Raw genomic sequence first — 18,874 nt, forward strand, 5'->3', positions numbered from 1 at the left:
TGGACATGGCACCGTCGTTCGTTTTACCGGAACGACGCGAACGGTCTTATCCTCGATCGGTCAGGCGCCGGCCGCAGAAGTATCCGGCCAAGAAAAATGCCAGTCAGTGTTAACTGACTGGCATTACGCGATTGCGGGGCTTTTTCATGTCTGGCAGCGTCAGCTAGCTGGCAACAAAGCCAGTGCTCAGCTTTCAGTGCGCTCGAGCCAGGATTCGACGGTTTCCGCACCGTGCTCTTCCTTCCACTCTTTCAGCTGCTTGTGGTTGCCACCACGCGTCTCGATGACTTCACCGGTGTGCGGGTTCTTGTAGACCTTCAGCTTGCGCTTGCGACGCACGCCACCGGTCTTGCTTTCCGGTGCGGCAGCAGCCGGCGCCTGGGACGCTTTCGGGTCCAGCAGGGTGATGACGTCACGAGTGGACTTGCCGTACTCGCCCATCAGCGCGTCCAGCTTGTCCTTGAACTCGAGTTCGTTCTTCAGACGGTCATCATTGCGCAGGCTTTCCAGCTGCTCTTGAAGTTTCTTGAGCTCTTGCTCTTTCTGCATGAAATCAGTCAACAGGGACATGAGTATCTCCAGGATGTCGGGACAGACAGTTGAGTCACGAAAACACGATGCTGAAAGAGGCTCGGCGATATTCATCTGCCGTACATGTTTAACAGCGTGTTTTCATAAAGACTTGTGCAGGACACTCGGGACAGTTAAGCGCCCACACCAGATCAAGGGCGATTATAGACCGAGTCAACTGCAAGGTGAAGTCTTAAATAACATGTTTCCAAAGTATGCAATCTTGCCGATCAATGCAATAGCCAGCAAAAAAACAGTACTCACTGCCCAGGCACTTCATTATCCCCTGTCACAACTGAAGACAGGCCTGCCAAAAATGTCTCTGCACCAACACGAAGAAGTCTTTACCACGACCTGATATCAGGCTTGAGGGCCCGCCATCACTGGACCTCCAATATTCACGGGATATGCACAATTCATGACAACAACCCACAAGGAAGTATTATGCAACCACTTTCCCGTTGGCGTGGCGGCGTCAGATTGCAGACTTTCGATGTAGAGCTGTCATTGCCTGCGCACCTCGAAAAGCATGCACCTGAACGAACAACAGAAGTCCATACTAAAGCAGGTGGCGAACTAATAGTGGTGCAAAATGCAACACTTTCTCCAGAAAGCGTCACTTCAAAAACACCGTCAACCTGATAGAATGGTCAAAGTTGACAAAGATTGAGCCGTCATCACGCCATTCCACACTCCCGCCACTCGCAGAGACACTCCATGCCATTTTCCCAGATGCCGACCCGCGCTACGGACTCACTTTCTCTCTGGCACCCTTATACCCAGATGCAGGACATGCCAGCGCCATTGGAGGTGGTCGGCGGCACGGGAGCCCGCATGACACTGGCGGGAGGTGAGACACTGCTGGATGCGACATGTTCCTGGTGGTGCATGATCCATGGCTACGGACACCCAAGTCTCGTCGCGGCCATTCAGCAGCAAGCGGCAGAACTCTGCCATGTGATGCTGGGCGGCATTCGCCATCGACCGGCCAAGGAGCTTGCCGATGCGCTGGTGCGCGTCACCCCCGAGGGCCTGAATCATGTCTTCTTCTCGGATAGCGGCTCGGTGGGCATGGAAGTCGCCATGAAGATGGCAGTGCAATATCAGCAACAGCGCAAAGACCGCGATGACACGCGCGGACGAACGCGCATGCTGTCATTGATGAAGGCCTATCACGGCGATACGGCGGGCTGCATGGCAGTGTGTGACCCCGAGGAAGGCATGCATTCCCTGTTCGCCGATTTCCTGCCCAGACATCATTTCGCACCGGCACCGACTGCCGGTTTCAGCGCCAGTCGTGAAGAGGTAGCAGACGATATCAGCGCATTGCGCGCCTGTCTGGAAACACACCAGCATGAGATAGCGGCATTGTTGATGGAGCCTCTGTTACAGGCGGCAGGTGGCCTCAACATGTACTCGCCCTACTATCTCGAGGCGGCGCGCGAGTTATGTGATGAGTTCGGGATCGTATTGATCTTCGATGAAGTCGCGACCGGCTTCGGTCGGACCGGCAAGATGTTTGCCTGTGAACACGCCAATGTCTCTCCCGACATCATGGTGCTCTCCAAGGGACTGACGGGGGGATATCTGGGACATGCCGCCACCCTGGCCCAGAGTCATATCTTCCATGCATTTGATGGCGAGGATGCCAATAGCGCCTTCATGCACGGCCCGACCTTCATGGGCAATCCGCTGGCCTGTCGGGTAGCACTGGAAAGTCTCGCGGTATTCGAGGAAGAGAATTATCTGGGCAAGATTGCCGAGCTCAATCAATTGTTGCGCGGCACCCTGCTGAATTTCTCCCACCCCGCCATTCGCGATATACGCGTATTGGGTGCCACGGCGGTGATAGAAGTGCACGATGCCAGCAGCCTGGCAGGCGCTCAGGCCCATGCCCGTAAACTGGGTGTCTGGTTACGCCCCTTCGGTCGCTGGCTCTATACCATGCCGGCCTATATCACCTCGCCGCAGGACTTGCGCCAGATCACCCATGCGATGACCAGCTACTTCGAGACCCTGGAACACTGATGCACTGATTGCACTGATACACAACACGACTGCCCCTGGCGATGTTCATCAAAGGCGATTGCCATCAGCGACAAGCACCATCAGGGGCAGCCACTCTCGAGCGCCACCAGTATCGAAAGCTATCACCATCAGAGACATTCACCCCCACAGACGGGCTTCGAGTGCCTGATAATCCTCTGGCGAGAGCTGACCGCCCTTGACCAGCTTCTTGAGGAAGTGACGATAACGACGCGCGACCTTGCGCCGCGCCAGCCAGGCGACACTGGTCGCCAGCGGAATGAAGTCAGGATTCGAGATACCGTCGATCAGCCACAATCTGGGCGGCTGGTCGTCGCTGAACTGGACCACGATATTGCGATCATTGAGATCAGACGGAATCAACCAGCGTTTCTCGAGATAGCGATAGAGATTGGCCAGCTCGCTCACCAGCACCTCGGTGCTCAGGCGCTCGGGGGTCTCGAGATGCACCTCGCGCAGTCGGCGTGACGTGGAGCCGTCACTGTCGAGAATCAGATCGAAGACCAGCCCGAGCCCCTCGGCGGTGGCGACACTGCCGTGGTAGGCAGGCACATAGGACCAGTCGCGCATGCCACGTCTGACCAGGCCCTCGAAATAGCGTTGCTCGCGTTCATTCTGGCGGCTGCCCTTGTCAGGGTAACGCGGGACCTTGATGCAGCGATGGGGGTCGTTCGGGTCCTGATAGACACGCCGATCATTTCCCATGCCGATGACGCGGGCATTTTCCAGCTCCAGCATGCGCACTCCTGTTGAATAACGCCTGCGACTGCAGCCGCCGGGCAGCATGGCATTCTACAAAAAGCCGTCATGGCACGCCAACTTGTGCCATTTGGCAGCGCCCACGTTCATCGGTCATTCAGCTTGCGTTGCCCTTCTGGTAAGATAATGCGCCGTTTTTGACGGCATTCAGGAGGAAGCCGCAGGAACACTGCGACAGCAAGGCATTCGTCACGAATGTACACGTCATGCGAGGCATTGCCCCGGGATCGGGTGGCCACGCACCCACAGTTCGCCCGCTCTGTCCGCAATACTCCCAAAGCTGGCACAACCCCACATAGAGGTACTCGCATGAATGCGGTAATTCTGGCCGTCCTGGTCATGGTCGGCCTGTCGTTGGCTCGCGTCTCGGTCGTCTTCGCGCTGGTCGCCGGCGCCCTGGTCGGCGGTCTGTTCAGCGGTCTGTCCCTGACCGACACGCTCGGCGCCTTCAATGACGGTGTCGGCGGCGGCGCCAAGGTCGCGCTGGCCTACGCCACCCTCGGTGCCTTCGCCGTCGCCCTGTCTCGCTCCGGTTTGCCGGACCTGCTCGCCGCACGCCTGATCGGCCTGCTCAATGGCGAAAGCACGCCGCGCCGCCAGACGGCCATCAAGTACGGCCTGCTGGGCAGCGTGACCCTGGTCGCGATTTCCTCCCAGAACCTGATTCCGGTCCACATCGCCTTCATCCCGATCCTGATTCCGCCGCTGCTGGTCGCCATGAACCGCCTGCGCCTGGATCGTCGTGCCGTGGCCTGTGCACTGACCTTCGGCCTGACCGCACCCTACATGCTGCTGCCGGTCGGTTTCGGCTCCATCTTCCTCAACGACATCCTGCTGGCCAATATCAATGAGGCCGGCCAGTCGCTCGGCCTCGACGTGACCCGCGGCATGGTGCCGATGGCGATGGCGATTCCGGTCGGCGGCATGTTCCTCGGCCTGCTGACGGCGTTGTTCGTCTCCTACCGCAAGCCGCGTGACTACGCGACCCGCGAGATCAAGTCCAGCAACGTACCGCATCACACGCCCATGCACACGCCGTCCAAGAGCGGCCTGATCATGGCAGGCATCGCCATCATCGCCGCCCTCGGCATTCAGCTGTATTCCGGCTCGATGATTCTCGGCGGCCTGGTCGGCTTCGCCATCCTCTCGCTGGGTGGCCTGTTCAAGTGGAACGAAGCGGATGACCTCTTCACGTCCGGCATGCGCATGATGGCGCTGATCGGCTTCATCATGATCTCGGCGGCAGGTTTCGCTTCCGTGATGAAGGCCACCGGCGACATCCAGACCCTGGTCGACGCCTCCTTCCACATCATCGGTGACAACAAGCCGCTGGCCGCGCTGGTCATGCTGATGGTCGGCCTGTTCATCACCCTGGGTATCGGCTCCAGCTTCTCGACCATTCCGATCATTGCCGCCATCTACGTACCGCTGGCGCTGCAATTCGGCTTCTCGCCGCTGGCCACCGTCGCGCTGATCGGCACCGCCGCCGCGCTGGGGGATGCCGGCTCACCTGCCTCTGACTCGACCCTCGGCCCGACGGCCGGCCTGAATGTCGATCAGCAGCACGACCACATCTGGGACAGCGTGGTGCCGACCTTCATCCACTACAACATCCCGCTGATCGTGTTCGGCTGGGTGGCCGCGATGACGCTGTAATCCGCTGAGCGACAGTCTCGCACCAAAGCGAGATGCCAGACATGCCAACGCCCGACAGAGAGGACCTTTCTCACTGTCGGGCGTTGTCGTTGCTGAGCCGGCTCAGGCGCAATGAATGAGCGCCGCTACTGGACAGCCATCCAGTCTTTTAGCATGATGCGCGCATGCGCAAGATCCTCCACGCCGACTGCGATTGCTTCTATGCCGCCGTCGAGATGCTCCGCCATCCCGAGTGGCGCGAGGTGCCCATCGCCATCGGTGGCCGCACCGAGCAACGCGGTGTCATCGCCACCTGCAACTATCCCGCGCGTGCCTTCGGCGTACGCTCGGCGATGTCGACTGCCCGCGCGCTGCGCCTGTGCCCACAGCTGATTCTGGTGCCACCGGACTTCGAGCGCTACCGGGCCGTTTCCGCCGAGATCCAGTCACTCTTCCATGAGCTGACGCCCCTGGTGGAGCCCCTCTCGCTGGATGAGGCCTATCTGGATGTCAGCGCCGTGACTGACTTTCAGGGCAGCGCCACCTGGATGGCGCGCTGGTTGAAGGAAGAGGCGCTCAAGCGCACCGGCATCACGCTTTCCCTTGGCGTGGCCGCCAACAAGTTTCTGGCCAAGATCGCCAGTGACTGGGAAAAGCCCGACGGCCTGACAGTGATCACGCCCGAGACCAGCGACGCCTTCATCCGCCAGCTGCCCGTCGGCAAGCTGCACGGGGTCGGCCCCGCGACGCTGGCGCGTCTGACACGCCTGGGCATCACCACCTGCGAGGACATGCGCACCACGCCGTTGACGACACTGGCCGAGCACTTCGGCAAGTTCGGCACCCGCCTGCACGAACTGGCGCACGGCATCGATGAGCGACCGGTGCGTGTCGAGCGTGAGCGCAAGTCGATCAGTGTCGAGCACACCTTCGATCACGACCTGCCTGATCTACCGGCCTGCCTCGAGCGCCTGCCTGCCCTGCTCGAACGCCTGACCAGTCGTCACGCCCGTCATGACCAGCCGGTGCTGGCCAAGCAGTTCGTCAAGATCCGCTTCAGCAACTTCGAGAGCACCACGCTGGAAAGCCTGCTCCCCGCCTCGACCACCACGCTGCCGAGCGCCAACAGCTTCGCCCTGCTGATGGAGCAAGCCTGGCAACGCGGCCATCGCCCTGTCCGCCTGCTGGGCGTCGGCGTACGCCTCAAGGCCCGCGAGGACGCCCAGCAGCTGGGATTGTTCTAGCTCGCGCCAGGCGCCCACCCCATCCCGCAAACAACAAAGCCGGCACCTGAAACAGGTACCGGCTTCTTCGTCACGACCTCAGGTCGATGACAGACTCATGCGCTGAGCAAGCGGGGCTCAGGCGAAGACGATGGTCTTGTTGCCGTGGATCAGCACGCGATCCTGCAGGTGCCAACGCAGCCCGCGCGCCAGCACCTTCTGCTCGACATCACGGCCGATGCGCACCAGTTCCTCGGCGGTATGGCAGTGAGTGACGCGATGGATGTCCTGCTCGATGATCGGGCCGGCATCCAGTTCTTCGGTCACGTAATGGCAGGTCGCCCCGATCAGCTTGACCCCACGCCCGAAGGCCTGGTGATACGGCTTGGCGCCCACGAAGGAAGGCAGGAAGCTGTGGTGGATGTTGATCAGGCGACCGGCATAGCGCTCACACAGGCTCGGCGGAATGATCTGCATGTAGCGCGCCAGCACGATGCAATCGGCTTGGGATTCTTCCACCAGACGCTCGACTTCGGCAAAGGCCGGTGCCTTGTCATTCTTGTCGACCGGCACGTGATGGAACGGAATGCCGTGCCATTCCACCAGCGAGCGCATGTCATCGTGGTTGGAGATGACGCAGGGAATCTCGCAATCCAGATCACCGGACTGCCAGCGATGCAGCAGGTCCACCAGGCAATGGGAGTCCTTGGAGACCATCAGCACGACACGCTTCTTGGCAGCCGTGTCATGCACGCGCCACTGCATGCCGAACTCTTCACCGATCGGGGCGAAGCGCTTGCCGAGCTCAGCGGCGCTCAGGCCGATGGTTTCGGGGTTGATCTCATAGCGCATGAAGAAACGACCGGCGCCAAGATCAGAATGCTGATTGGCTTCGGTGATCCACCCGCCCTGCTCGGCGATGAAAGTGGAAACTCGGGCAACAATTCCGACCTGATCAGGGCAGGACACCACCAGGCGATAGGCGTGAGACATCGTAAGTTCAACCATTGTGATAGCGGGAATGATGTTCAGCCGGCGAAGCGCCGGCCTGCGCGAGGAATCATGACACCGCCCGTAAGCAGCCCCTCGGCAAAGGTGGGCTATTGTAGCTGATCACGCGGCCTGAAACAGTGCTGCGCCCCGATTCTGTCCATATGGTCAATACGACATTGCGATCAGCGGCCATCATGCCGGCCCACCCCAAGGCGTCACGCGGACGGCCGGGCCGCCCTCGAATCGTCTCGACCGGACAACAGCGCCATTTGTGGCGCTTCGCGGGATTCCCGTATAGTTGAGCCACATTTTATAGATGGCATGACATCCATGTTGAAACCCCGCGTTCAAGTCCGTCAGAGACAACGTCCGCCGCTGCACCTGCTACCACTGGGTGGCTGCGGCGAGATCGGCATGAATCTGACGCTGTATGGTTATCAGGATCACTGGATTGCCGTGGATTGCGGCATGATGATTCGCCAGGACCTGCCGGAGGGTCCGCTGCAGGTGCCGGATATCGAGTCCCTGGCAAGCCTGGGCATCAGCCCGCAGATGCTGGTGATCACCCATGGCCACGAAGACCACATCGGCGCAGTCGCCTGGCTGTGGCCGAAATGGCGCTGCCCGATCATCGCCACGCCATTGGCGGCTGGCCTGCTGCGCGCCAAGTTTGCCGAGCGCGAGCTGGAAACCTCCAGCCTGCAGATCATCGAGGTGGATGAAGGCTTCGAATCCGGCCCCTTCGCACTGCGACTGTTACCGCTGACCCACTCCATTCCGGAAAGCTGCTCGTTGTTGATCGTCACGCCGGAATATCGCGTGATGCATACCGGCGACTGGAAGCTGGACCCGGAGCCGTTGATCGGCGAGCCCACCGATCCGGAGCGCTATCAGGCACTGGCACCGGTCGATCTGGTCGTCGGCGACTCCACCAATGCGCCGCTGGCGGGCCATTCGCGCAGCGAGGGCGAGGTAGCACGCGCACTGGAGAAGACGCTGGCCGGCTGCCGCGGACGGGTCGTCGTGACCTGCTTTGCCAGCAACCTGGCCCGCATACTGGCGCTGGGGCGCGCCGCCGCACGCAATGGTCGCCGCATCACGCTGCTGGGGCGCTCGATGGAGCGCATGGTGCGCGTCGCCCGCGGTCTCGGCTATCTGGAAGACTTCCCGCCGCTGGTACCGGTGAAGGACCTGGGCTACCTGCCCCCGGAAGAGGTCATGGTGATCGCCACCGGCAGCCAGGGCGAGCCGCGCGCCGCACTGTCACGCCTGGCCAATTCCCGCCATCCGGACTTCGAGCTGGCCGCCGGCGACACCGTGATCTTCTCTTCCAAGGCGATTCCCGGCAATGAGCTGGCCATCGGCAAGCTGCACAACGCCCTGACACGCCTCGGCGTCGGCATCATGGAAGAGAAGCAGTTCCCGGACCTGCATGCCTCCGGGCACCCGGCGCAGGAAGAATTGCGCACCTTCTATGGCTGGCTGAAACCGGTACGCCTGCTGCCGGTGCATGGCGAATATCGCCACCAGCTCGCTCACACCCAGGTGGCACAGTCCCTGGGCATCGAGGCACCGCTGATTCCCGTCAATGGTGACGTGATTCGCCTCGATGCTCAGGGGCTGTCGGTGGAGAAACGCCTGACACTGCACGAGCGCATCATCGAGCATGACAAGGTGCGTCCGCTGGATTCCATGGACCGCCGTGCCCGCGCGCGTCTCGGCCGGCATGGCAGCGTCTCACTGGCGTTGCCCGTCACGCTGCAGGAGGCCGGCTGGGTTCGCATCGGCCGCTTGATGCTGGATATCAGCGGTACCTCGAGCCTCGATGAAGACAGCTTCGCCGAGTGGCTGGATGACACCCTGGCAGGCCTGGATGCCAGCAATGAACGTGAACTCAAGCAGCAACTCGATGGCCGCATCAATCGCTGGCTGCGCAACCACCTGCGCCATGAGCCGGTGCTCTTCCTGCATATCATGGCCATGAATCAGGAGTAAGTGTCGCGCCATCATTGAAGTGATGGCCGCCTTGAGCTCACTGCCCTGCACAAAGCAGCGCATGAAAAAGCCCGCCCGGGAAATACCGGGCGGGCTTTTCTGCTGCTGGGAGGCGCTCAGGGACTGGTGATGGCGAGATTGCCGACTTGCCGGCTGGCAATCTCGATCGCAAGCGCTTCAGCCACCTCCATGGCGTCAGGCCGAAGGTCTCAAACGGACTTGTTCTTCGGCGGACGGCCACGACGCTTGGGCTGATCACTGACCAGATCATCCACGGAAAGGCCAGCTTCGATCATCGCATCACGAATCTCGGCAAGCTTGCGCTCCTTGGCGATTTCTTCTTCGCGGCGCTGCTCGTCTTCTTCGGCTTTCTGCTCGATCACCTCATTGATGACCTCGGAGAGCTTGTGCAGTTGTTCCATGGACAGCTGACGCGCTGCTGCACGAGCAACATTCTTGTTACGAGCGATCTTTTCGAGAGAATCGGCTGTCATTTCGCTACCTCCACCATATGCACTGAGCTGGAATCCCTGCGAGTCATCGCATTGGATGTGATAATGCAGCAAAGTATAAGCGCTAAATATGAACTAACAAGCCTTGTCAAAAGCAAGGCAGTGTTTCCATAGGGTAGACCAACAAAAACCCCGCTTGATAGCGGGGTTTTGGTGAGCGCCTGTGAGTTATCCGAGATAGCTCGATCAACATGAGCGCCGCGACTGATGACGAAAAAGGACTCAGCCTCCTGTCATGTTCATGAAGCGAACGATCTGGACATCACCGTCCGTCGTGAAGTGATGACGCTCGGGCTTGAGGTGCATGGCATCGATGATCGCGGCCTTGAGCGGCTCGATGTCACCCGGGTGGCGACGCATGATGTCACGCAGGTCAAGCGAGTGCTCATTGCCAAGACACAGCAACAGACGCCCCTCTACCGTGACGCGAACGCGGTTGCAGGTCGAGCAGAAGTTATGACTGTGCGGTGAGATGAATCCCACCCGTGATTCGCTGTCCGCCATGCGGAAATAGCGCGCCGGCCCCAGACTGTCTTCAAGCGTGGGAATCAGCGGATAACGCGTCTCGATGCGCGCCTGGACATCATCACTGGAGCAGAAGGTCTCATCACGCCCGTGGTCCGAGACCTGGCCCAGCGGCATCTCCTCGATGAAGCTGATGTCCAACCCTTCCTCACGCGCGAATTCGACCAGCGACACCACTTCGTGATCATTGCGCCCTTTCAGCACCACTGCATTGAGCTTGATGCGGAAACCTTCCTCGCGCGCAGCACGGATACCGGCGATCACCTTGTTCAGATCGCCGGTACGCGTCAGCGCCTTGAAGCGCTCCGGGTCCAGAGAATCAAGGCTGATATTCAGCCGTGACATGCCGGCGGCCTTCAACTGAGCGGCGTGCTTGGCAAGGCCCGCGCCGTTGGTGGTCATCGAGAAGTCCTTGAGCCCCTCGAGCGCGCCGATTTCATCAACCAGCTTGCCGATATCACGCCGTACCAGCGGCTCCCCGCCGGTCAGGCGAATCTTCTCGACCCCCAATTCCACGAAGGCGCGCGCCAGCAACGCGATCTCTTCGAGGCTCAAGACCTCGTCACGCGGCAGAAAGGTCATCTCTTCGCTCATGCAATAGACGCAGCGAAAATCACAGCGGTCCGTCACTGACAGGCGAACATAGCGGATGCGACGACCGAAGTCATCGACCAGGGTTTCCATCATGACTCTCCCGAAAACTTGGGTGTTGCCAGCGCTGATTGTCTCTCTTCGCTGCTGGCCTCGGCCAATGAGTCATCAGCCTTGTGTTGCTCGGCAAGGGGGGATACCGCTTCACCCTCCGCCGTCACCGTGGACTCTGGATGCCAGCGCTCGAGTGCCTCGCGATCGCTCGAGCGTTCCCGCACCCAATAATCTCCCGTGGCGGTGTGCTCCTTTTTCCAGAAAGGCGCCCGCGACTTGAGGTGGTCCATCAGGAAGTCACAGCCGGCAAAGGCCGCCTGACGATGCGCACTGGCGACCAGCACCAGCACGATATTGTCGCCGGGCTCGAGCCGTCCGACACGGTGAATGATGCGCACCCCGGTGAGCGGGAAGCGCTCGCGCGCCTCTGTGATCAAGCGTTCGAGGCTGCGCTCCGTCATGCCGGGATAGTGCTCCAGCGTCAGCGCGACGACATCCGGTCGCTGATTGAAATCACGCACCAGTCCCGTGAAGGACACCACGGCACCAATGTCGCCGCGCCCACGCGTCAGGACGTCCTGCTCGACACGCAGATCAAAATCGCTGACCTGAATGCTGACCGAAAAGGCCCGCGAGGCTTCGTTTGCGACCTGGGTCATGTCAGCCCCCCGTCACCGGTGGGAAGAAGGCGACTTCATCACCGGCATTCAATGGGTGGTCATCGCGCACCATGTCCTGATTGACGGCGCACAGCACGCGAGTGTCATTGAGCGCTTCAAGCTGAGGGTCACGCAGCGCCAGGGTGCGCTTCAAGCCCCCGACCGTCGCTTGGGACAGCGTCGTCAGATTCAGCGCCAGGCTGTCGAGGTCCAAGCGTTCCCGCAGTTCCGCCAGGAAGAGGACCCGCACAGTGGCATCACCGCGTGCCGCCGGAGCGGCCTGTCCCGCTGTCGCTTCGATGGGCTCAGCTGTCGCAGCACGGCTTGGTTCGGTCCGGCTTGGCTCAACCGGCGTCTGCTCGACAGCGGCGGCCTCCTCCGGACGCTGCCAGTCACCACTCTTGCCACCGGTCTTGGTCTCGAGCTGGATATCGCCGATCACGATACCCTTGTCGACCGCCTTGCACATGTCATAGAGCGTCAAGGCCGCCACCGAGGCCGCCGTCAGCGCCTCCATCTCGACACCGGTACGCCCATTGAGGCGACACAGCACCTGAATTTCCACACAGCTGTTGGCGCTGTCCAGCGTGAAGTCGACCGTCACCTTGGAGAGCATCAAGGCATGACAGAGCGGGATCAGCTCATGAGTGCGCTTGGCCGCCTGGATACCGGCAATACGCGCCGTCGACAGCACATCCCCTTTGGGCAGGCCACCTTCGGCGAGCAGAGCGAGCGTGGCAGGCAGCATGCTGACGCGTGCGCTGGCTCGCGCCTCGCGGCGGGTTTCCTGCTTGTCCGCAACATCCACCATATGGGCTTCGCCGCGTGCGTTGAGATGAGTAAGGCTCATGAGCTGTCTCGTATCCGTATCGGGTGCGCCTGACTGGCGGCAATCTCAGAAATACCAAAGCCTGAAGAAGCAGGCAGGCAAGCCCTGATGAACAGGACTGGCCAAGAAATTAGCAGACTATCTTTTCATGAATCAGCTGGCATGACCACTGCGCGGGCGTCGCCTAGACGATTGCGCGGGCGTCGCCTAGACGATGCCGCGGCTGCCCAGCCACTGCACCATGACCGGCTCGCCGGCGTGAAGCGTGGCGCAGCCGGCGGGAATCTCGATCAGGCATTCGGCCAGCAACATCGAGGTCAGAATACCCGAGCCCTGCCGCCCCGTGGTCATCACCACCTGACGCCCCTGGTCATCCAGCACGATCTGGCCGCGATGATAGTCGACACGCTCGGCACGTGAGCGCAGCGTCTCGCCGGCTATCAGCTGCAGGCGCGGGGCTTGCCACTGCGCCAGTGTCGTCGCGGAGGCGCTCGCCTCAGCCTTCGCCAACCGCTGCTGTCCCGACAACAGGCGCAGCGCGGGCAGCACGAACTGCAGGAAGGTGACCATGGTCGCCACCGGATTACCCGGCAAGCCGAAGAACGGCACCTGCCCAGATGACGACGCGTCGGCGGCGAGAGTGCCACGCAACATGCCGAACGCCAGCGGGCGCCCCGGACGCATGGCGATGCGCCACAGCGCGAGCTCACCAGAGGCAGCGAGGGCGCTGCGCACATGATCGGCCTCGCCCACCGATACGCCGCCGGAGGTGATGACCATGTCGGCACGCGTCGCGGCATCACGCAGGGCAGCACTCACGCTCGTCTCGTCATCGCTCAGGATGCCAAGATCCAGCACCTCGATGCCCTGGTCGCGCAGCAGCGCCACGAGGTTGAAGCGATTGGCGTCATAGATGCCGCCGGCCGACAACGTCTCACCGAGGGCCGTGACTTCGTCACCGGTGGAGAAGATCGCCACCGTCAGTGGCCGATAGACGGCGACCTCGGCGAGCCCGAGCGAGGCCAGCACGCCCACGGCGGCAGGCGTCAGCCACTGGCCCGGCGCCATCACCTGGCTGCCGTGGGCGATGTCCTCACCGGCCTGACGCACATTCTGGCCACGGCGAATGCTGGTCACGCCCTCGATCACCACCCGCTCGCCTGCTTCGCCCTCACCCTGTGTGGAGCGATATTCGAGCTGCTCCTGCATGACGACGGTGTCGGCGCCTGCGGGCAGGGCCGCGCCGGTCGTGATGCGCATGGCCTCCCCCGCGGCGAGCGCCCGGCCCGTCCAGGGATGGCCCGCCAGCGAGCTGCCGATCACGCTCAACTCGCAGTGATCGCTCAGGGGCTCGCCGCTCGCCGGGTCTGGCAATGAAGCCCGCGCCAGCGCGATGCCGTCCATCGCCGCGTTGGTCTGCGCCGGAACATCCAGCGGCGAGATGACCGTCTCGGCGAGCACACGCCCGGGCGCCTGCGCCAGGGCGACACGCTCGCTGCGCGGCGTGCGCATCACGCCCGCCAGGCTCTCCCCCAGCACGCTCAAGGCTTCATCGACACTCAGCATGCGCTCGCCGAAACGCGGATCGAAACACGACAGGCTCATGCGCCCACCTCGCCACGCGGCTTGCCGCCTTCCAGACGCCAATGCACCGGCCAGGCGGCGATCCAGGCGGCCAGCGCCTGAGGATCGTCAAGGTCCAGCCGCTTGAGGTCCTGCGGCACATCATCACGAGGCGGCAGCTGCGCCGCCGGTGTCGCCAACACATGGATCCAGGGGTCTTCTGGGGCACGCAGCGGCTTGCCCACGGCCTCGCGGTACAGCTCAAGCTTGGGCAGCGGCCACTGCTTGAAGCCCTCGACCAGAATCAGGTCCACCTCCAGCCCCTCGAGCTGCGCCACCAGCTGCTCCAGATCGGCCTCCGCCTGGCCCGGCGTCTCCATCATCAGCGCAAAGCGCTTGGCAGACGCCACCAGCATCGGCACGGCACCGGCCGTTCGCAGACGATGGCTGTCCTTGCCCGGCGTATCGACATCAAAGGCATGATGCGCATGCTTGATCACGGCGACACGGAGGCCGCGCGCTCTCAACTCGGGCAGCAGCTGCTCGAGCAGCGTGGTCTTGCCGGTGCCGCTCCAGGCCGCGATGCCCAGCAGTGGACACGCTGACGCCGCCAGCCGTGCCTGCCAGGCGGGCGACATCCCGACCTCATGAGAAATATCACCACGCGGGGCGGATGCATCACTGCGGGGAGAAGAATGTTCAGCACTGACAGCGGTATCAGCACGCTGGTCAGTCGTGGAGGAAGACTCAGGCATGAAGGTTCTCTTGATGATTCCGGCGTATGGCGGCCTGTCGACGGGCCCATCTCATCAGCGCGCCCGCGCCCGCAAGGGAAAAGATGACGGTGACAATGCGGGCTGAGCGGATGCCATGAAGGTGAACACGCACGGCGCTCATTTCAATGGGGCAACGACTCGATATGAGCAAGGGTTCAATGGGGGCAACGACGCAGAGTGGCAAGACACCCGCCAGAACCGCCAGACACGACACTTTTGAGGTGCAACGCCAAGGCCATCAATACCGGGCAGGCAAAGACAATAACCCGCCAGACTCCTGAAGAGACGCCCCCGATGATGATGACCTGCATCACAATGACACACCATGAGTGTGCAAGAGGGAACGGATGACACGCAAAGGACGTCAGGAAAGAAGCGCGCTCAGCGCGAGCCGGCTTCCATCTCACGGCATTCTTCAAGGGTATTGAGATTGGCGAAGTCCTGCTCGCTGCCCGCCTGAACCTTGAGCCAGACGTGCTGATCGAACCAGCGGTCGATCTTGCGCTCGCCAGCGGCCAGCGCCGCCTGCAGCGAGGGCAGCAGGCCACGGTGCATGAGACAGATCACCGGATGGTAACGGAAGTCGTCTGCCGCCACGGCCAGCAGCGCAGGCCCGGCATCAACGGCGTGACCACCCTCGACAGTGAAGCCTTCCAGATGATCGCCGTTGGCATGGTCGATCAGCGCCACACTCAGCGTCTCGACCAGCTCATTGGGCAGGTGCGGCACATCGCAGGCCACCATCATCACCCAGGGCGTCCGCGCTGCCGCCAGTGCACTGGCCATGCCCATCAGGGGGCCGTGGTAACCCTGCTCACTGTCTTCGACCAGCGGATGCCCATAGGCGGCATATTCGGCGTGGGAGCGGTTGGCATTGATCAGCAGTTCGCCCACCTGAGGGGTCAGGCGCGCCAGCACATGCGCCACCAGCGGCACCTCATTGAGCATGACCAGTCCCTTGTCGACGCCACCCATGCGCCGCGCCTGGCCACCGGCCAGCACCACCCCGGTGATATTGGCGGGCGTGAGCGAGGCCTTGAGCTGCTCGGCATCGCTCGGCAGTGGCGTGGTGTCAGAGGTGTGATTGGAGCTCGGCATGAAGGCGTATCCCGGTCGAGTGCGCAAAGGCGCAGGTAATGTCATGCAGCAGGGCTGCTGGCAGGGCATCCAGTGCAAGCGGCTGATGAACAAGGCCTTCTCAGCCCTGAAGATTGAAGCGCCTGCGCCGAAGGCTCAGCTATTGAAGGCAACTCAGCCTGCTGTGGGCTCAGTGTGCAGGCTGGCAGCGCTCAGCGTCCAGCGCGCACTCGAGCCCTGACTCAAGGCATTGTCCTGATGCGAGGACAGGATCACCGCACACCCCTGCTGACACATCTGCTCCAGTCGCAGCGCCAACTGCTCGACGGCGGCCTGGTCCAGATTGGCGGCAGGCTCATCCAGCAACAGCACCGGCGGACGCGACAACCAGGCGCGCGCCAATGCCAGGCGGGCACGCTCGCCACCCGACAGGGAGCGAGCCGGCTGACGGGCCTGATCGCTCAGCCCGCTCCAGCGCAGCATCTCTTCGACCTGATCACGCTGCTGCCCGGCAGAGCCGCTGTCGGGTTGCCAGCGAGCCGCCAGCACCAGATTGCCGGCCACGCTGGTGTCGAACAGATACGGCTGCTGGTGCAGGTAGCGCACCGGATGAGCGTCACGGGCCTGCCATTCAAGCTTGCCGCCAGTCGCTGGCTGCATGCCGGCCAGCACGCGCAGCAGCGTGGTCTTGCCGCTGCCGTTGTCGCCCTTGAGGTGCACCCAGCCGGACGCCGGGGTCGGCGCCCAATCCAGCGCCGCCACATGCCACAACAGGCGCCCTTGCGGCTCGGCGCCCTCGCCGGATGCCTGCGCCGCAGGCGGCAAGCGATATTCGAGGCCGCGCACGCGCAACAGAGGGGCAACGCTTGCGTCAGCAGCGAGGGCCTGGGCAGCAGGCGGCGCGGCTTGCGCGAAGCCAGTCCCCGCCACCGGGCAGGAGGGGTCGCCCGGGGGAACAGACGAGGACGAAGAACTAGGGGGGAACATCATGACTCCATACGACGATTCAGCCTGACGCGATCAGTGCTGGTGTGCTTGTCTCAACTGGCTGGCAGGCGGCTGGCAGGCTGCGGGAGCAGAACGTGACTGGCGGCGAGGCCGCGGGTCACGCCTGCACCACCAGCTGACCGCGACCGCGCAACAGCCCCAGCATCAGATTGAGCGCCAGTGCCAACACCAGCAATACCATGCCCAGGGCGACCCCCTGGGCGTACTCGCCCTTGAGGGTTTCCAGCGCGATGGCCGTGGTGATATTGCGCGTGAAACCGGCAATGTTACCACCCACCATCATGGCGCAACCCACTTCAGCGATGATTCTACCAAACGCGGCCACCAACGCCGCCATCACGCCGAACCGGGCCTCCATCACCAGTCGCCACAGCGCCGCCCGGCGCGACGCCCCCAGCTGCAAGGCCGTCTCCCAGGCACGCTTGTCGACGCCCGCCAGCGCGGCATGCAGCATCACCACCAGAATCGGCAGTGCGAGCAGAATCTGCCCGATCACCATCGCCGGCTGGGTGAACAGCAGATGCCAGTCGCCCAGCGGGCCAGCGCGCGACAGCAGGATGAACAGCAGCAGCCCCACCACCACGGTGGGGACGGCCATCAGGGTATTGATCAGCGAGATCAGCAGCCAGCGCCCCGGGAAGGCGCAGCGAACCAGCACGAAGGCGATCAACAGTGCCGGTGGCACCGCGATCAACATCGCCATCAACGAGACACGAAACGACACGCCGATGATCTCCCACAGCGCGCCATCCATGCTCAGCAGGAGGCTCATGGCCTCCTGCGTGGTTTGCCACAAGCTCACGAACGCGGCTCAGCCTGTGCGCCCTGCGCCTTTACCGGCGCGCGCTCAGAGGCGCGATCCGCTGTCTGGCGAGCATCGAAGCCGGTCTCGCCGTGGCTGGCATGGAACAGCGCCTTGCCCTTGAGACGGTAATCATCGATTGCCTGCTGCCCTTCGCTGGAAATCAGCCATTCGGCCAGCTCACGCGCACCACGGGTATTGAGCCCGTCATGATTGGCCGGGTTGACCAGAATCACCTGATAGGGGTTGAAGAGGCGCGCATCGCCCTCGACCAGAATCTCAAGCTCGAGCTTGTCTTCCATCGCAAGCCAGGTGCCACGATCACTCAGGGTGTAGTCCTGCAGCTCACTGGCCATGCTCAGCACCTTGCCCATGCCCTGGCCGACGGCCTTGTAGCCGGAGAAGTCAGGGGTGACATCAGCACTCTGCCACAGGGCCAATTCCTTCTTGTGGGTGCCGGAATCATCGCCGCGCGAGATGAAGCCGGCATTGGCGCCGGCGATCTTGCCCAGTGCCGCGTCCACATCCTGCATGCCATCAATGGCCGCCGGGTCCGCCTCGGGGCCGAGCAGCACGAAGTCGTTGTACATCACGCCATGCGGTTCGACACCGTAGCCGGCATCGACGAACTTGCGCTCGGCGCCCGGGGCGTGGGTCATCACCAGATCCACATCGCCATCCTGGCCCATGCGCAACGCCTTGCCGGTACCGACCGCGATGACCTGAATGGTGACATCGTGGGCCTGTTCATACTCCGGCAGCAGGTGATCGAGCAGGCCTGAGTTGTAGGTGCTGGTCGTGGTGGCCAGACGGATGATGTCGTCGGCTGCCTGGGCCGGCAGAATGCTCAGCGCACCGAATGACAGGCCTGCGAGGGTGGCCAGCAGGCGACGAGAAGACAAGGTATGGCGTTGCGGCATGGGGTGCTCCCTGAATATTTTTTCTGGCGTGACGGTCTTGATGACATCAACGTGAATGCTGACTCTGCAAACGACATGCCGAAAGCGCTGTGGTGACGAAACGGACGATCCAATAAAGGCTTTCAAGGCTTTGGCAGACGGGGCTGATACATGGACTGGCACGCAAGATAGCCGGCGATGATACCGGAATCTTCTCCAGCGGGCAGACTTGCCGGCTCCCGCCTCCTGTCGTCCCTATCGTCCCTATCGTCCCTATCGTCCCTATCGTCCCTATCGTCCCTGACGCCCTTCTCGCCCTGCTGCCGTCGCTATATCGACTGGAGCGAATGGCGCTGCT

Annotated in this window: 18 protein-coding genes; 5 read left to right on the plus strand and 13 right to left on the minus strand. The window is 62.3% G+C overall.

Annotated elements, in window-relative coordinates; translation table 11 throughout:
- Positions 1-186: 186 nt before the first annotated feature.
- Complete coding sequence (locus IZU87_RS13530) at positions 187-570, minus strand: histone-like nucleoid-structuring protein, MvaT/MvaU family (protein WP_043336770.1); 384 nt, start codon at positions 568-570, stop codon at positions 187-189.
- 444 nt (positions 571-1,014) lie between these two features.
- On the opposite strand from IZU87_RS13530, the gene IZU87_RS13535 reads away from it, so the two are divergent.
- Both IZU87_RS13535 and bioA read left to right on the plus strand, forming a co-directional pair.
- The gene (locus IZU87_RS13535) at positions 1,015-1,212 is read left to right on the plus strand and encodes a hypothetical protein (RefSeq protein WP_152965394.1); all 198 of its coding nucleotides are present in this window, start codon (positions 1,015-1,017) and stop codon (positions 1,210-1,212) included.
- Between the two features lie 75 nt (positions 1,213-1,287).
- Positions 1,288-2,598, plus strand: coding sequence for an adenosylmethionine--8-amino-7-oxononanoate transaminase (gene bioA, locus IZU87_RS13540; protein ID WP_249330613.1), 1,311 nt, complete (start codon positions 1,288-1,290; stop codon positions 2,596-2,598).
- A 138-nt stretch (positions 2,599-2,736) separates the two neighbouring features.
- Here the strand turns inward: bioA and IZU87_RS13545 are convergent, their stop codons facing one another.
- Positions 2,737-3,354 carry a YrbL family protein gene (locus IZU87_RS13545; RefSeq protein WP_213114861.1) on the minus strand — a complete coding sequence of 206 codons (618 nt, stop codon included), beginning with the start codon at positions 3,352-3,354 and terminating at the stop codon, positions 2,737-2,739.
- Between the two features lie 330 nt (positions 3,355-3,684).
- Between IZU87_RS13545 and IZU87_RS13550 the strand changes: the two genes are divergently transcribed.
- The gene (locus IZU87_RS13550; RefSeq protein ID WP_213114862.1) at positions 3,685-5,031 is read left to right on the plus strand and encodes a Na+/H+ antiporter family protein; all 1,347 of its coding nucleotides are present in this window, start codon (positions 3,685-3,687) and stop codon (positions 5,029-5,031) included.
- Between the two features lie 164 nt (positions 5,032-5,195).
- Complete coding sequence (gene dinB, locus IZU87_RS13555; protein ID WP_054556292.1) at positions 5,196-6,254, plus strand: DNA polymerase IV; 1,059 nt, start codon at positions 5,196-5,198, stop codon at positions 6,252-6,254.
- Between the two features lie 117 nt (positions 6,255-6,371).
- Here the strand turns inward: dinB and purU are convergent, their stop codons facing one another.
- Positions 6,372-7,226, minus strand: coding sequence for a formyltetrahydrofolate deformylase (gene purU / locus IZU87_RS13560; RefSeq protein ID WP_054556293.1), 855 nt, complete (start codon positions 7,224-7,226; stop codon positions 6,372-6,374).
- Between the two features lie 414 nt (positions 7,227-7,640).
- On the opposite strand from purU, the gene IZU87_RS13565 reads away from it, so the two are divergent.
- Entirely contained in the window at positions 7,641-9,221 is a 1,581-nt protein-coding gene (locus tag IZU87_RS13565) for a ribonuclease J (RefSeq protein WP_043336797.1), read from the plus strand.
- Between the two features lie 209 nt (positions 9,222-9,430).
- Here the strand turns inward: IZU87_RS13565 and IZU87_RS13570 are convergent, their stop codons facing one another.
- The 10 genes from IZU87_RS13570 to IZU87_RS13615 all read right to left on the minus strand — a co-directional run bounded on the left by IZU87_RS13570 (position 9,431) and on the right by IZU87_RS13615 (position 18,537).
- Positions 9,431-9,715, minus strand: coding sequence for an H-NS family histone-like protein (locus tag IZU87_RS13570; RefSeq protein ID WP_043336782.1), 285 nt, complete (start codon positions 9,713-9,715; stop codon positions 9,431-9,433).
- 240 nt (positions 9,716-9,955) lie between these two features.
- The gene (moaA, locus tag IZU87_RS13575) at positions 9,956-10,945 is read right to left on the minus strand and encodes a GTP 3',8-cyclase MoaA (RefSeq protein WP_054556294.1); all 990 of its coding nucleotides are present in this window, start codon (positions 10,943-10,945) and stop codon (positions 9,956-9,958) included.
- Positions 10,942-11,562 (minus strand): molybdenum cofactor biosynthesis protein MoaE, encoded by a 621-nt coding sequence (locus IZU87_RS13580; protein ID WP_213114863.1) that lies wholly within the window; start codon positions 11,560-11,562, stop codon positions 10,942-10,944. Before IZU87_RS13580 ends, moaA begins: the two co-directional genes overlap by 4 nt.
- Before the next feature lies 1 nt (position 11,563).
- Complete coding sequence (moaC, locus tag IZU87_RS13585) at positions 11,564-12,412, minus strand: cyclic pyranopterin monophosphate synthase MoaC (protein WP_213114864.1); 849 nt, start codon at positions 12,410-12,412, stop codon at positions 11,564-11,566.
- 186 nt (positions 12,413-12,598) lie between these two features.
- Positions 12,599-13,996, minus strand: a complete 1,398-nt coding sequence (gene moeA, locus IZU87_RS13590; RefSeq protein ID WP_213114865.1) for a molybdopterin molybdotransferase MoeA — start codon at positions 13,994-13,996, stop codon at positions 12,599-12,601.
- A complete protein-coding gene (mobB, locus tag IZU87_RS13595) occupies positions 13,993-14,592 on the minus strand; it encodes a molybdopterin-guanine dinucleotide biosynthesis protein B (RefSeq protein ID WP_213114879.1) in 600 nt (199 codons plus the stop codon). The genes moeA and mobB overlap by 4 nt, the downstream gene beginning before the upstream one ends.
- Before the next feature lie 519 nt (positions 14,593-15,111).
- Complete coding sequence (mobA, locus tag IZU87_RS13600; RefSeq protein WP_213114866.1) at positions 15,112-15,828, minus strand: molybdenum cofactor guanylyltransferase; 717 nt, start codon at positions 15,826-15,828, stop codon at positions 15,112-15,114.
- Between the two features lie 153 nt (positions 15,829-15,981).
- Positions 15,982-16,794, minus strand: a complete 813-nt coding sequence (locus IZU87_RS13605) for an ABC transporter ATP-binding protein (RefSeq protein ID WP_213114867.1) — start codon at positions 16,792-16,794, stop codon at positions 15,982-15,984.
- 118 nt (positions 16,795-16,912) lie between these two features.
- On the minus strand, positions 16,913-17,587 hold the full coding sequence (locus IZU87_RS13610) for an ABC transporter permease (protein WP_199852303.1): 675 nt from the start codon (positions 17,585-17,587) through the stop codon (positions 16,913-16,915).
- Positions 17,588-17,613: 26 nt separating this feature from the next.
- Positions 17,614-18,537 carry an ABC transporter substrate-binding protein gene (locus tag IZU87_RS13615; RefSeq protein WP_082388644.1) on the minus strand — a complete coding sequence of 308 codons (924 nt, stop codon included), beginning with the start codon at positions 18,535-18,537 and terminating at the stop codon, positions 17,614-17,616.
- Positions 18,538-18,874 lie beyond the last annotated feature (337 nt).

The organism is Cobetia sp. MC34, assembly GCF_018340035.1.
Classification (GTDB): domain Bacteria; phylum Pseudomonadota; class Gammaproteobacteria; order Pseudomonadales; family Halomonadaceae; genus Cobetia; species Cobetia amphilecti.

What these genes read in the sequence shown, in the direction of transcription:
- IZU87_RS13605 (WP_213114867.1), bottom strand. Translation starts at nt 16,794, where the DNA reads ATGTTCCCCCCTAGTTCTTCGTCCTCGTCTGTTCCCCCGGGCGACCCC.
- IZU87_RS13565 (WP_043336797.1), top strand. Translation starts at nt 7,641, where the DNA reads ATGAATCTGACGCTGTATGGTTATCAGGATCACTGGATTGCCGTGGAT.
- mobA (WP_213114866.1), bottom strand. Translation starts at nt 15,828, where the DNA reads ATGCCGAGCTCCAATCACACCTCTGACACCACGCCACTGCCGAGCGAT.
- moaA (WP_054556294.1), bottom strand. Translation starts at nt 10,945, where the DNA reads ATGATGGAAACCCTGGTCGATGACTTCGGTCGTCGCATCCGCTATGTT.
- IZU87_RS13615 (WP_082388644.1), bottom strand. Translation starts at nt 18,537, where the DNA reads ATGCCGCAACGCCATACCTTGTCTTCTCGTCGCCTGCTGGCCACCCTC.
- IZU87_RS13545 (WP_213114861.1), bottom strand. Translation starts at nt 3,354, where the DNA reads ATGCTGGAGCTGGAAAATGCCCGCGTCATCGGCATGGGAAATGATCGG.
- moeA (WP_213114865.1), bottom strand. Translation starts at nt 13,996, where the DNA reads ATGAGCCTGTCGTGTTTCGATCCGCGTTTCGGCGAGCGCATGCTGAGT.
- dinB (WP_054556292.1), top strand. Translation starts at nt 5,196, where the DNA reads ATGCGCAAGATCCTCCACGCCGACTGCGATTGCTTCTATGCCGCCGTC.
- IZU87_RS13570 (WP_043336782.1), bottom strand. Translation starts at nt 9,715, where the DNA reads ATGACAGCCGATTCTCTCGAAAAGATCGCTCGTAACAAGAATGTTGCT.
- IZU87_RS13550 (WP_213114862.1), top strand. Translation starts at nt 3,685, where the DNA reads ATGAATGCGGTAATTCTGGCCGTCCTGGTCATGGTCGGCCTGTCGTTG.
- IZU87_RS13535 (WP_152965394.1), top strand. Translation starts at nt 1,015, where the DNA reads ATGCAACCACTTTCCCGTTGGCGTGGCGGCGTCAGATTGCAGACTTTC.
- mobB (WP_213114879.1), bottom strand. Translation starts at nt 14,592, where the DNA reads ATGTCGCCCGCCTGGCAGGCACGGCTGGCGGCGTCAGCGTGTCCACTG.
- purU (WP_054556293.1), bottom strand. Translation starts at nt 7,226, where the DNA reads ATGTCTCACGCCTATCGCCTGGTGGTGTCCTGCCCTGATCAGGTCGGA.
- moaC (WP_213114864.1), bottom strand. Translation starts at nt 12,412, where the DNA reads ATGAGCCTTACTCATCTCAACGCACGCGGCGAAGCCCATATGGTGGAT.
- IZU87_RS13610 (WP_199852303.1), bottom strand. Translation starts at nt 17,587, where the DNA reads ATGAGCCTCCTGCTGAGCATGGATGGCGCGCTGTGGGAGATCATCGGC.
- bioA (WP_249330613.1), top strand. Translation starts at nt 1,288, where the DNA reads ATGCCATTTTCCCAGATGCCGACCCGCGCTACGGACTCACTTTCTCTC.
- IZU87_RS13530 (WP_043336770.1), bottom strand. Translation starts at nt 570, where the DNA reads ATGTCCCTGTTGACTGATTTCATGCAGAAAGAGCAAGAGCTCAAGAAA.
- IZU87_RS13580 (WP_213114863.1), bottom strand. Translation starts at nt 11,562, where the DNA reads ATGACCCAGGTCGCAAACGAAGCCTCGCGGGCCTTTTCGGTCAGCATT.